The sequence below is a fragment of the Vibrio aerogenes genome (assembly GCF_024346755.1).
GTDB lineage: Bacteria > Pseudomonadota > Gammaproteobacteria > Enterobacterales > Vibrionaceae > Vibrio > Vibrio aerogenes.
In genome coordinates this window covers 1,295,782-1,309,839 of sequence record NZ_AP024862.1, presented here as the reverse complement: position 1 = coordinate 1,309,839, position 14,058 = coordinate 1,295,782, and the positions used below count along the sequence as shown (strand labels likewise).

Sequence of the window (14,058 nt, the reverse complement as noted above, 5' to 3'; positions counted from 1 at the left end):
TATGACGATAGAAGAACAGCCTTTACTCAATATGGTTGTCGTTAACGTACAGTTGCTCGAATCCGGTTTGACACCTCAGTCCTCTTGGACCCCGGATGGTGGCCGTATTGGTACCTCAGTAGATAGTTTTTGGCGACTTACGGATAAAAATGGCAACATCCAGCCGAATCATGCCCAGATTGAAATGATTGACGGGGCTTTTTGTCTCCGGGATCTGTGCGGTGAAACTTATGTCAATGGTTCCCTGATGCCTCTGGGCAGCGGAAAGCTGGCAAAGTTAGAAAATAAAGACGAAGTCCAAATCGGCCCCTATAAAATCCGGGTCTATCTGGGGCATAACATCAAAGAAGATATGGCATCCAACCACGTCCTGGAGCAAATGTTTGATAATCAGGATACGTTACTGGCCGATGATAACGGTGAAGCTGACCTTCTGCATCTTTCAGCCAAAGAAACGGGAGTTGTCGATCCATTACTTGCTCTCGAAGAAACCATGGTGAAAGTTGAAGATGACAGCAACTCTCTGATTGAAGGTGTGGAAGAGGAGCCAGCGGCAGATGAAATAGAAGAGAAACGTATTCTTTCTTCTGAAGGTTATGAGTCTCAGAGTAAAACACTGCAGGAAACTCAACAGGAAGATGGAGAATATGACATGACTTCGTCCATCAGCCTGAAGAAAATTTTTAGTTTTGCCGGTTTTAATAAGACTGGCAGAAAATCAAAACAACAATCTTTACGGCATCAGACTTCTGCTTCTGAGAAGACAGGTGAGCCAGTAAATCACAATTTAAATACAACAGATTCAAACCAATCAGAGGGCTATGGAATGGATGAAAATGTACTGGATCTTCTTGAAGAAGAAGTCGCAAAAAGTATGGTGTCAAAACCGACTCAGTCTGATGCAGAAAATCGTTACGGGCAGCATCTCCTGACTGGCCCGATGCTGGATGGACTGGGGGTTAATTTTCTCAATGATCAGGATATGGAAAAAATGCATTTCCTGTCTGAGGAAATTGGTCAGTCACTCCAGTCATGTATTAAAGGATTACTGGAGCTGCATCGTCAGGTTGATCATGGCCGGTTTGAGATGTTGAACCGTAATTTGCAGCCAATCGAAGATAATCCATTAAGGCTCGGTCTCTCTTATGAAGAGACACTGAAGACACTCTATGACTCAGATAAAAGTCTGGTGCATCTTTCTGCTCCCGCAGCCATCGCTGAGAGCCTGAAAAATATTCAGGATCACAATGACGCAGTATTGCATGCAACCACTGAAGCATTGCAACAGATTTTAGCCGCATTTTCACCTCAGGTTTTGTTGCGTCGTTTTAATAACTACAAGCGTTTGCACGAAGTTCATCATGAGTCGGAAGAAGCATGGGCCTGGAATATGTACAGCAACTATTATCAGGAGCTGACTTCGAATCGTCAGAAAGGTTTTGAGAAGCTTTTCTGGGAAATTTTTGAGCAGGCATACGATAAGAAAATCCGAGAAAAACAACTGGAGTTCTGACTGTGAAAAAACTGGCTTTTATCCTGTTGGTTTTGACGATGTTGTCGGCTTGTAGTAGTGGCGGTGATAACCCGGCTGAAAACTATAATCCGGCTCAGGAACCGACAGAAGTGACATTTAGTATGGTCATTGATGATGGTGTCAACCCGAATATCTGGGGTGAAGCTTCACCGGTAGAAGTTCAGGTATTTGAGTTAGAAGACGATTCGATGTTCATGTCAGCCGATTATGATGCAATTAAAGAAGATTATAAGAAGGCACTGCGAAGTAATTTTGTCCGGGATTATGACTATGTTCTGATGCCAGGGCAATTTAAGTTTGTCGACCAAATTCACCTGTCTCCGGATACTCACTATATTGGAGTGATGGCTCATTTTGCCGAACCGGAAGTCAGTGAATGGAAAAAAGCAGTCAAGGTTCTGAATAAAGGTCGTAAGTACCATTTGCTTATGTACTTTAAAGATTACGATGTCAAATTAAAAAGAGTGGAATAGTTGAGATGTTTGCCCGTAACCGTGTCATCTGGAATGAAGGTCTTTTTATAAAACCTCAGCATTTCCAACAGCAGCAACGACACACTGAATACTATATTGACGAACGCATGAATACTGTGAGTCGTTATTTGTATGGTGTGGCTGATCTGACTTTAAACCCTGAATATCTGGCGTTCGGACGTATTGCGATTGAACGTGCCACTGGTGTAATGCCTGATGGCACTGTATTCAATATCCCTCAGGAAGATGCAATGCCTGAACCACTGGAAATTCACGGTGAGTCTGTTGCAAATCAACTTGTCTATCTGGCGCTGCCATTGCGAACTGAAGCATTGATGGAAGTGACCTGGCCCGAAGAGCGTGGCTCAGGCCGGTATGTTAGCCGCCGGATGGATATTCGCGACGTACAGAGTATGCAGGGTGATACAACGACGATTAATGTTGCCCCCGTTTGCATGCAACTGATGCTTGAATCAGAAGATCGCAGCTCTTATGCGTCTTTTGCGATTGCCCGGATTCAGGAAAAAAGGCCCGATGGTAGTGTTGTTCTGGATCCTGAGTTTATCCCTTGCCATATTAATTCATCAGTGAATGTTACCCTGCACCGGGTTGTGACTGAAATGGCTGGCCTGATGACGGAGCGGGCCAGAAATATCGCGCAGCGTATCAGTTCTCCAAGTCAGGGAGCTGTGGCGGATGTTTCTGATTTTATGTTGCTTCAGACATTAAACCGCATGCAGCCACAGATGGAGCACTTAGCGAAGTTGCGTAGTCTGCATCCGGAGCGTCTTTTTGAATGCTTTGCCTGTGTTTGTGGTGAGCTTTCTACATTTACTGACGAAAGCCGGCTGCCACCATCAATTCCGGTGTACAACCACGACATGCCTTCTGACTCCTTTATGGCGTTGATTCGGTATCTGAGACAGAGCCTGAGTGTGGTACTTGAGCCTAGAGCTGTGTCGATCCAGCTGGATAAACGGAAGTATGGCCTGATGGTCGCGCCAATCCACGATAAGATGCTGATGGAAGACGCTGACTTTATTATTGCTGTGAAAGCGAAAATGCCTCTGGATGAGCTACGCCGGGTATTTGTTCAGCAGACCAAAGTGGCTTCAGTTGAAAAAATCAGAGAGCTTATCTCATTACAATTACCAGGTATTCCGTTGGTCGCACTTCCTGTTGCGCCAAGGCAGCTGCCATATCATGCCGGGTATACATACTATCAATTGGATAAATCAAGCTCGGCATGGTCAATGTTGCATCAGGCCAGTGGATTCGCATTCCACGTTGCGGCAGCATTTGAAGACCTTGATTTACAATTCTGGGCAATCAGGAGTTAATTGTGGAGCAGGAAAATAATTCTAAGCCGCTTAACAACTTACTGTTTGATAATGTTGAAAATATCGATCGCGACCAGGACTATTGGTTCAAATTACGTGGTGATAATCCTAATGTCTTGATCGATGCTGCGACGCCTTTATTTGGATTGTCGTTGCGGGTTCGCGGGTTAACGGCTTGTCCGAATATTGAACAAATTTACAATCAGACGATAGAAGAAATTAAAGCCATCGAAATCGAATTGAGTGAGAAGGGTTTTGAGAATGCTGTCGTCATGGCATACCGGTATATCTTATGTACGTTTCTTGATGAAGCGGTCATGGGAACGGAATGGGGAGCGTCCAGTATCTGGGCATCTCACTCAATGTTGTCCCGTTTTCATAATGAGACCTGGGGTGGGGAGAAAGTGTATACCATTCTTGCCCGTCTGGAAGGTGAGCCCAAACGCTATCAACCCTTATTAGAATTCATTTATTACTGTCTGATTCTGGGGTTTGAAGGTAAGTATCGTGTCATGGTGAATGGTCATAATGAACGTGAACGGGTGATCAATCACCTGCATGACCTGTTAACCACTTTGGAAGAACCCCAGATAAAACCATTATCTCAGGCTAATCAGCATGTTGTTGATGCGAAGTATCGTTTGAATCACCAACTGCCGGTCTGGTCGGTTTTTGTCGGATTTGCTGTGTTGTGGGCTGGTGTCTTTTTAGGATACACCTGGTTACTACATGAAAAATCGTCGGACGTTATTAATCAGTTAACGCAACTTCTTTAATTCATTTTTAGGCTAGGTGATTACTGTGATTCGAATTGAATTACCCACTCTTATCTCAAAACTAAACCAACAAAGTAAGCTGGCACTTGAACAGGCAGCTTCACTTTGTATTGAACGTCAGCATCCTGAAGTCACTCTGGAACATTATCTTGATGTGTTACTCGATAATCCCCTGTCTGATCTCCGCGTGATCCTGAAGCAGGCTAATATTGATTTTGAACGTGTGAAACAAGCTATTGCAAGTACTTACTCACGTGAGCATGTTTTGGATACTTATCCTGCGTTTTCTCCATTACTTGTTGAATTGCTGCAGGAAGCATGGTTGCTTTCTACAACTGAACTGGATCAGCAAGAGTTGCGCTCTGGTGCAATTTTCCTGGCCGCTTTGACCCGGGTTGATCGCTACTTATCGACACCGTTAATTTCTCTGTTTGATTCAATTAATCGTGAGAACCTTAAGAAGAATTTTGCAGCGGTTGTGACTGATTCTTCTGAGACAGAAGTTGAAACTCCATCTGCATCAGGCAAGGCTGCGGGTAATATGTTGCAACAGGAAGCGAATTCTCCGCTGCAAAAATACTGTACAAATGTAACGGAGCAAGCGCGTCAGGGTGAATTAGATCCTGTTCTTTGTCGGGAAGACGAACTGAACCTGATGGTTGATATTCTTTGCCGTCGCCGTAAAAACAACCCGATTGTGGTTGGTGATGCCGGTGTGGGTAAAAGTGCCATGATTGAAGGTTTGGCTTTGCGGGTGTTTGCCGGAAAAGTACCGGATCAGCTGAAAAATGTTGAAGTGATGGCTTTAGATTTAGGCTTATTACAGGCGGGTGCATCGGTTAAAGGTGAATTTGAAAAGCGTCTGAAAGGCGTGATTGATGCGATTAAAGCAGCGCCTACCCCAATTATCCTGTTTATTGATGAAGCACATACACTGATTGGTGCCGGTAATCAGGAAGGTGGTGCGGATGCCGCGAACCTGCTTAAACCTGCACTGGCCCGTGGTGAGTTGAGTACGGTAGCTGCGACAACCTGGAAAGAATACAAAAAGTATTTTGAAAAAGATCCAGCACTGACCCGTCGCTTCCAGCTGGTTAAACTGGATGAACCTTCTGTTGATCAAGCGGTAGACATTTTGCGTGGTCTGAATAGTGTGTATGAAAAATCACATGGTGTATTGATTACTGATGAAGCACTCAAATGCGCCGCTGAACTTTCTGCAAGGTATATTTCAGGCCGTCAGTTGCCGGATAAAGCGATTGATGTGCTGGACACTGCGTGTGCACGGATTGCGATTCACTTAACGACACCGCCGAAGCGCCTGGCATTGCTCGAAAATAACTGTCATCAGCGTCAACTTGAGATTGATATGCTTGAACGGGCTCAGTTCCTTGGACAAGACTATGAAGAAAAACGTCTTGAAGAGTTGAGATTGCAGGAAGCAGATGATGAAGCAGAGAAAGAGATCCTGCTGGCCAGCTGGGAATCTCAGAAATCTCTGGTAGAAAATATTATTGAGTTGCGTGGGCAGCTGATGGCGTTTTCTGAGCAGGATGAAATTTCTGAAGAAGAGATGGATGCTGTGGAAACGCTCAAAGTGGAATTGAAAGAGAAATATGATGAGCTCGAAAATATTCCGCATGATCAACGTTTGATTCACCCTCAGGTTGACGTCAATCAGATTGCTGAGGTGATTGCCGACTGGACAGGTGTTCCGGTTGATCAGATGAATACAGATGAACTGCATAAAATCACCAACCTGACTTCCATCTTAGGCGAAACGATCAAAGGTCAGGACATGGCGATTGAGCGGGTGCACCGCCACCTGCTGACTGCCAGAGCTGATCTGCGCCGCCCTGGTCGTCCAAAAGGGGCTTTCCTGCTTGTTGGTCCAAGTGGTGTTGGTAAAACCGAAACGGTTATTCAGTTGGCTGAGCAACTTTATGGTGGACAACAATTCCTGACGACGATCAACATGTCTGAATATCAGGAAAAACATACGGTTTCCCGCTTAATCGGTTCTCCGCCAGGATATGTTGGTTATGGTGAAGGCGGTGTGCTGACAGAAGCAATCCGTAAAATGCCTTACTCAGTTGTATTGCTCGATGAAGTCGAAAAAGCACACCCTGAAGTATTAAACATTTTCTATCAGGGCTTCGATAAAGGTGAAATTGCCGATGGTGAAGGCCGGGTGATTGACTGTAAAAATGTCGTCTTCTTCCTGACATCCAATCTGGGTTATCAAACGATTGTTGACTATGCAGATGAACCAAAGCTAATCAGTGAAAGGCTATACCCTGAACTGGCGGATTTCTTTAAACCAGCACTGTTGGCCCGTATGGAAGTGATTCCTTATTTGCCGTTGAAGAAAGAAGTACTTGCTGAAATTGTTCAGGCGAAACTCAAACGTCTTGAGAATCTGTTTAAAGAGCGTTATTCCGCTGAAGTTGAGATTGATGATTCTTTGATTGAAGAGATTCTTAACCGGGCGACGCGCTCCGAAAATGGTGCGAGGATGCTTGAAGCGATAATCGAAGGGCAACTATTGCCACCTGTTTCTCTGGCTTTACTGAATAAGCTGGCAGAAAGAGCGGATGTGAACCGCGTATATCTTGGTGCAGAAGACGGTGAGTTTATCGGAGAGGTTGAATAAAATGAGTCGCTGGTTAACTTATGCCACTGATTTAATTGGAATCAGAGAGCCACAGCAATTAGCACAGCTTTTTGCTGAGACTGTAAAGCATGAGTTGGAGCTTGAGACTTGTTTAGTTCTCTTCCTGAGTGCAGATGGGCGCACGCTGGTGCCCCATCTGCAATCACTGAATAAAACCTGGTCTGTGACTGACTTTGATTGTCCGTTTGCGCATGTTCTGCAGTCCGGAAAACCGATGGAAATTTCGTCAGAAGAGTTGGTGTTCTGGCAGCAGAATCGTGATTTTTGTCAGTTGACTGAATCCATGAGCATGTTTTCTGCAGCGAGAGTTGAACCACTTCCGGTCAGTCACCAGTCTGTCAGAGCCGTTCTGTTTGTTGTCGGCAATGCGGACAAAATACACGACACATTTACCGATGAAACATTTCATCGTTATAAGCAGGTTTTCAGTCAGCAAAGGTCATTGTTGATCGACATGCAGCAAGAAGAGTTTACCCAACGTAATCTGCGGGAATCTTTATCTGATGTAGAGCGAAATAACCAGCAACGCCAAATGGTGAATGAACTTTCCCGGACACTGGTTGGCTGCAGTGAAGCAATGAAGAAGCTGAGAGAGCAGATCATCAGTGCTGCTGGTTCCCGGTTGTCTGTGATGGTTCAGGGAGAAACCGGAACGGGAAAAGAATTAGTTGCTCAGGCAATTCATGATTTCTCTCCCCGTGCAGGAAAACCGTTTGTTGCGATTAATTGTGCCGCGATTCCGGAAAATTTGCTTGAGAGTGAGTTGTTTGGCTATTGCAAAGGTGCTTTTTCCGGAGCGGATACAGACAAGCAGGGACTGATTGAACAGGCTGATGGCGGTACTTTATTTCTGGACGAAATCGGAGATATGCCGCTCGTGTTGCAGGCGAAGCTGCTTCGGGTGCTGGAAACTCATCAGTACCGGCCCATCGGCGGGAAAGAAGAGTATGCTTCTGATTTTCGTCTGGTTTCAGCAACCCATGTGAATTTGCAAAATCAGGTACATCAGAAGTCTTTTCGTCAGGATCTTTATTATCGTTTGTTTCAGTATCCGTTACTGGTTCCACGCTTGGTGGATCGGATCGAAGATATTGAATTACTCAGTGATCACTTTGTTGCAATTTATAATCAGGTTCACGGGACACATGTCCGCGGACTGAATTACAAAACGGTTGACTGTCTGAAGCAGCATAACTTTAACGGGAATGTACGTGAGTTGAAACATCTGGTTGAATTCGGATGTGCGCAGACTCAGGATGATCAGGAAGTTTTAGCAAACAGTCTGATTCACCGGATTCTTCCCAGAGAAGAGCTTAATCTTCTTTCCGTTGAAGAACCTGAATCATGTACTGTCATTAAAGATTTGAAGCAGGCACTACAGGATTTTGAATCGAAAATTATCCGGGAGCGGTTACGACTTTTTTCCGGAGACCGTACAAAAGCCGCTGAAAGCCTTGGAATTCCAAAACGAACTTTGGCTTACAAATGTCAAAAGTTGGAGATTAAATCGCCATGAAATTAAGAGTATCCAGCTTATTTATTAGCTTGATTCTGTTGATACACACTGCTTTGGTTCATGCGCAAGATGCACCTGAATCAGATTCAAAACTATTGATTGAAAAAGCAAAGCAATGTCGTGACGTCACGGAGCGTTTAGACCGGCTGCGCTGCTTTGACCGCGTATTTGATACACCGCTGATGCATATTCCAAAGATTGTTGAACATAACCAGGCATCCGTTGGTTGGATTCGTGCTATGGAATCAGCGGCAAAAACACAAGATGGAAGCATGATGAATCTGACGGTTCAGGGAACCGAAGATGAACATGGGAATGCATGGTTAACACTGTTGGCTTTGAATGATCAGGGTCGCTTCAGTAAAGATCAAAAAGCCGTATTAATGATGAGTTGTATTGATAAAATCAGCCGGATTGATCTGGCGCTTCCGGAAGCAATTCCTGAAGCCAGAGTGAAAGTCAGTGTCCATGGTACGACTCAATATTGGCGGAGTGATGATGCCGGGCTGTTACTGTCCTCCGGCCGGGGGATGCCCGCGATCAGCCTGATGAGAAAAATAGCATCGCAAAGCAGCATTGCTCTGCGATCGAATGCGGTTAAAGTGGACGGTTTGTCTTTCGATACACATGAATTGAAACAGGCACTAAAACCGTTAAGAAAACGTTGTGGGTGGTAAGAATAAGCATGGAACTTTCTGAATATCGCCAATGTGTTGCTTCACCTATCAGTGATGAGAATCCGGTAGGTGAACGGTTACTTGATGATTCTTTATTTGATTTTGTCGAAGACCAGATGATGAAAGTTGGTTCTTTGTCGCATGCGAGTGTCCAGTGGGACGAGGTGGAACATAGTGTCCTGAAGCTGCTCAAAGAAAAATCCAAAGATATCAAGTTACTGGTCTATTTACTCCAGTGTTTGCACCACGAAGTCATTCCTGCCCGGTTTAATATGTCACTGTTTATTCTGGCTGACTTTATTTCCCTGTATTGGGAAGAAAGCTTTCCGGCGCCGGGACAACGGGGTAAACTCCCGCGCCAGAAGTTTTTCGGGCAGATTATCCAACGGTTCAACCTGATTATTGAAAAGCAGGAATTTGAACGTTTCACCGGCGAACTCATGAGCGATCTGGAAAATGCGCTGGCGTTATTCAGCACTGCCGTTGAAGAAAAAGAGATCAGCAATGATGCTTCTGATGATCTGTTAAAAACGGTCCGGACGAAAATGCGTCTTGCTGAAGAAAGGCAGCGTGTTGAGCAGCAGGCGTCAGATACCGGTTCGTCTCAGTCTCAGAATGTAACTGAGTCATCTGCGACTGTGACGGCAGCGCCTGCATTGTCCGTTGACAGTTCTAGTGATAAGGCGACAAAGCAGACTTTATTTAAAGTATCAGATTTTCTTGGTGAAAATGGAGAAGGGATTGCTCTGTCTGTCCGGGTTCGCCGTTATGCTGTGTGGTCCGGCATTCACTCAGTGCCTGATCACAACTCTGATAATGAAACCATGCTAAGACCAATGCAGCAAGATCGGGTCAAAGATTATCAGGATTTAATGCGTAGTCCGGATATGGCATTGTGGCGAAAGGTAGAGCAGAGTCTGACTGTCGCGCCTTATTGGTTTGAAGGACAGCTGATGAGCTACCGGATCGCAGAAGAATTAGAGAAGCCGGTTTGGTGCAAAGCGATTAAAGAAGAGACACAGATGTTTCTTGAACGTCTGCCTGCGTTAAAAGAACTGAAATTCAAAGGTGGGCAGCCATTTGTGACTGCCGACGTTCTTTCCTGGCTTGATGAGGAAGATGAGCAGGCTTCATCTCCTGTCGTTGCCGCGACCGGAGGGTGGCAGGAAAAACGTAAGGAAGCGTTCACTTTGGCCAAAGAAGCTGGTATTGCTGTTGCTCTTTCTATGATTAATCAGGGTCTTGAAAGTTCAGTTGAACCACGCGACAAATTTTACTGGCGATTGCTATCGGCGGATTTACTTGAAGAGTATGGTTTTTCTGCGATGGCGCAAGAGCAGTATTTCACATTATACCGTCAGGTGAATGCAGCGAGTGTCTCAGATTGGGAGCCCTCTCTCATGCAACGACTAGAAAAATATTCAACGTCAGAATAAGCGAAGGACAATTATTCCATGTTATCCATCTTAAAAAAAGTGTTTGCTCTACTGAAAAAAATAAAACTGAAGCCAAAACCAGGCATGTTAGCTGTCATGCCTATGTTACTGTTCCTGTGTTTTATTTTAATCAACGTTGCTATCTGGTGGGCAGGCCCTTGGCTGACATTGTATGATACAAAACCTCTTGAAAGTGTCACAAACCGGGCAGTTGCCACGACTGTATTCTGGCTTTTGGTTGCCGCAATCTGGGGGGTATGGCAGTGGAAAAAGCTTCAGGGTTATGAAGAGCAGCAGGAACGTGAAGAGCGTTTTCGTCAGGATCCAATCAAATTACTTGAAGAGAAGCAGGAAGCTGAGCTCAATAAAGTCATTGCGAATATGCGGAAGAATATCAATAAACGGGATTTTCTGTATACGCATCCCTGGTATTTGGTACTTGGATTAGAGAACGCAGGTAAAACCAGTCTGATTAACCGTTCTGGTCAGAACTTCACCATGACCTCGGTGATGAGAGCATCCGGACAAAAAAGTGAAAATCCATACTCGTTTGACTGGTGGATTGGTGATAAAGCCGTTGTGATTGACCCTGATGGTGAGTTACTGACTCAGGGCCATCGTGATGCGGATACAGATGGCGAGATGGAACGCCGTTTATGGAAGCATTTTGTTGAATGGCTGGAACGTACCCGGAACCGTCGTCCTTTAAACGGGATTGTTTTAGCGCTGGATGTGTCTCATCTGGCTTCAGTGAAAGCGTCTGAGCGTAAAGCTTACGCAAGTATTCTGCGCGCCCGGGTGCGTGAAATTGTTGAAACGATGTCAATTCAGTTACCGGTTTATATTGCTTTGACCAAGCTGGATTTACTCTACGGATTTGAACCCTTCTTTAAGAATTTTACCAAAGAGCAGCGTGAAGAAGCCCTGGGCTTTACCTTCCAGCTGAAGCCGGATGATGATGACGATCAGTGGTTAGCTGAATTTGAAAATGAGTACGGACAGTTTGTTGATACGGTGAATGAAATGCTGCCGGTTTCTGCTTCTGCACCGATGGAGCTGGATGAAAGAAACGGTATCTATAGTTTCAGCCGTCAGGTTGCCGGGTTAAAAGATATTCTGACTCAGTTCTTACGGGAAGCGCTGGGGAACGATCAGTACTCTCTCTCTGCGATTGTTCGTGGGGTGTATTTCACATCGGTGTATCAGCAGGGTGTGCCAAGTAATGCGTTTGATGATGCCGCCTCACGTCGTTATGGGCTTGAGCATGCGATTAATAAAGCGCAGATAGCAAAGAACTCAACCGTATATTTTACCAATCAGCTATTTACGAAAATCATTTATACGGAATCGGGTTTAGCATCAGACAATAAAAAAGTGATTAAGCAGAAGCGTCGTTTATTGATGCTGTCGACTGTCGCCTGTTCGATTGTGACTTTACTGCTGTTTGGTTCATGGCAAAAATATTATCTGTCTAACGTGAATCACTCGGATGCGGTACTGACAAAGGTCAATCAGTTTAAGAATGAGCTGCCCAAAAATATTTATAAAGCCTCTCAGCAGGACATGCTGGATTCGCTGAATAAAATCCGGGAAGCAACGCTTGAGTTTGGTTTCTTCCGGAATAAATCACAGTATTTTGCGGATATGGGACTTTATCAGGGCCATACAATTGGACCCATGGTTGAAAGTACCTATCTGAATATGCTGGAAACCCGGTTTTTGCCGATTCTGATTTCTGATGTCATTGTTCAGTTAAATCAGGCGCAAACTGATGAAGAAAAGCTGGATGCTTTACGTGTTTTCCGGATGATGACGGATAAGAGCGGCCGCTATAAAGACATGGTGCTCGATTATTTCGGCAAATACTGGCAGCAGGAGTTTCCGGGTAAACGGCTGGTTCAGGAAGAGCTGCTGGGCCACTTAGATTATGCGATGGATCATACCAATCTGGCGATAGCCCGTGCTCAGGGTGACAAAAATGCGGATAAGGTATTGCGTCCTTATGATCAGACAATTGCTCAGGTGCAGACAGAACTGAGTACAATGCCAAACAGACAGCGGGTTTACCGTAACCTGAAGCAGAATGCACAAACAATTCTTGGCCCGGATATTAATCTGAGAAATCTGATTGGTCCTGTGTTTGATCTGGTTTTTGATGAGCGGGTTGTGAACAGCGACGGATTATATATTCCGCAAATGCTGACCAAGAAAGGCTTTGAAGAATATTTCATTCCTCAGGTTGAATCAGTTTCAAAACTGGCATTGATTGATAGCTGGGTACTGGGCCAGAGTAAATCTGCTGAATTCAGTGAAGCGGATAAACAGAAACTTCGTGATCAAATCCGGGAGTTATACGTTTCTGATTACACGAAAACCTGGCGGGCAGCACTGGCTGAGATCGATATGAAATATTTCAGCGACATGAACGATGCTGTTTCAGTGCTGGAAAATATAACAAGCAGTGTTGAGCCTATTCAGCGTTTGATGAGAACTCTGGAAGAGAATACAAAGCTGTTTGATATTCAGCCAAAAGATGAAGAAGCGCAGAAAGAATTACTGAAACAGCCGAAATACCGGATGGCTGCAGCGATTGACACACCATTTGCTGACTTAAACAGCATGTTGACAGCTGTTGGAGATAAGCCGGCTTACATTAATGAAGTGATTGGTGCTGTGGATGAATTGAAACTTTATTTGAAAGGTATTCAGGCATCTCCTGATGAAGGGATGGCTGCGCTGAACGCGACTAAGTCCCGGATGAAGCTGGTAAATGCCGATCCGATTTATACACTGAGACGAATTGCATCAGGCCTGCCAACACCACTGGATCGTATCTTAACCAAACTTTCTGATGAAAGCTGGCATGTGATAAAACAGGAAGCGATTAAGTATCTTGAAGTGCGCTGGCATAATGATGTTTACCGGGTGTTTGAAGAAAAGCTGGCGAACCGTTATCCGTTTAATCCCGCTTCCAAGAAAGACGCATCTCTGGCGGACTTTGAATCATTCTTCGCCCCAAATGGTATTCTGGATAGTTTCTATCAGAATCAGCTCAAGATATTTATTGATGAGAAGAGTGTTCTGGGTAGTGAAAGTGAAGGTTCTCAGGGCGTGGTTAAAAATTCAGTGCTTGAACAGCTGAAACAGGCGAAACAAATCCGGGAAGCCTTCTTTAACCGGAAAGGGATTCTTGATGTCAGTTTCTCGGTTGAGCCGTTACGTTTAACCAGTAACAAACGCAGAAGTGTACTGAATGTTGATGGACAGTTCCTGACATACAGCCATGGTTCGAGAGAAAATGCTGAACTGATTTGGCCGAATACTTTGCGGGATTCAGCCATATCGAAGATCACTTTGATTCCGGCTAAATCGAATCTTTCACCACGAAGTATTGTGATTCAGGGGCCATGGGCATTCTTCAGATTGCTTGACTTTGGTGATGTGATTGCCGCAAGTTCAACATCGGTTGATTACCGCTTCCGTGTTGATCATGGTGATATGATTTACCGGATTAATTCTGAAGATGATGTGAATCCGTTTACACAGAGATTGTTTAAATCATTCAAACTTTCTGCAAATCTGTATTAGATATAGAAGCTTAACCGCAGTTAGTTTTATGGAGCGCTTCTGGC

At 44.7% G+C, this 14,058-nt stretch carries 9 protein-coding genes; all 9 read left to right on the top strand.

Going from position 1 to position 14,058, the window contains the following annotated elements:
- The first annotated feature begins 1 nt into the window (after position 1).
- Positions 2–1,513 (top strand): type VI secretion system-associated FHA domain protein TagH, encoded by a 1,512-nt coding sequence (gene tagH / locus OCV29_RS23025; RefSeq protein WP_073602322.1) that lies wholly within the window; start codon positions 2–4, stop codon positions 1,511–1,513.
- Between the two features lie 2 nt (positions 1,514–1,515).
- A complete protein-coding gene (gene tssJ / locus OCV29_RS23020) occupies positions 1,516–2,007 on the top strand; it encodes a type VI secretion system lipoprotein TssJ (protein WP_073602321.1) in 492 nt (163 codons plus the stop codon).
- A gap of 5 nt (positions 2,008–2,012) precedes the next feature.
- The gene (tssK, locus tag OCV29_RS23015; protein ID WP_073602320.1) at positions 2,013–3,347 is read left to right on the top strand and encodes a type VI secretion system baseplate subunit TssK; all 1,335 of its coding nucleotides are present in this window, start codon (positions 2,013–2,015) and stop codon (positions 3,345–3,347) included.
- Between the two features lie 2 nt (positions 3,348–3,349).
- On the top strand, positions 3,350–4,123 hold the full coding sequence (icmH, locus tag OCV29_RS23010; RefSeq protein ID WP_073602319.1) for a type IVB secretion system protein IcmH/DotU: 774 nt from the start codon (positions 3,350–3,352) through the stop codon (positions 4,121–4,123).
- A 25-nt stretch (positions 4,124–4,148) separates the two neighbouring features.
- On the top strand, positions 4,149–6,776 hold the full coding sequence (gene tssH / locus OCV29_RS23005) for a type VI secretion system ATPase TssH (RefSeq protein WP_073602318.1): 2,628 nt from the start codon (positions 4,149–4,151) through the stop codon (positions 6,774–6,776).
- A 1-nt stretch (position 6,777) separates the two neighbouring features.
- Positions 6,778–8,313, top strand: coding sequence for a sigma-54 interaction domain-containing protein (locus tag OCV29_RS23000; RefSeq protein WP_073602317.1), 1,536 nt, complete (start codon positions 6,778–6,780; stop codon positions 8,311–8,313).
- Positions 8,310–8,990 carry a type VI secretion system-associated protein VasI gene (gene vasI, locus OCV29_RS22995; protein WP_073602316.1) on the top strand — a complete coding sequence of 227 codons (681 nt, stop codon included), beginning with the start codon at positions 8,310–8,312 and terminating at the stop codon, positions 8,988–8,990. The genes OCV29_RS23000 and vasI overlap by 4 nt, the downstream gene beginning before the upstream one ends.
- Before the next feature lie 8 nt (positions 8,991–8,998).
- Positions 8,999–10,426, top strand: a complete 1,428-nt coding sequence (gene tssA, locus OCV29_RS22990) for a type VI secretion system protein TssA (protein ID WP_073602315.1) — start codon at positions 8,999–9,001, stop codon at positions 10,424–10,426.
- An 84-nt stretch (positions 10,427–10,510) separates the two neighbouring features.
- Positions 10,511–14,014 (top strand): type VI secretion system membrane subunit TssM, encoded by a 3,504-nt coding sequence (gene tssM / locus OCV29_RS22985; protein ID WP_073602360.1) that lies wholly within the window; start codon positions 10,511–10,513, stop codon positions 14,012–14,014.
- The last annotated feature ends 44 nt before the right edge of the window (positions 14,015–14,058 follow it).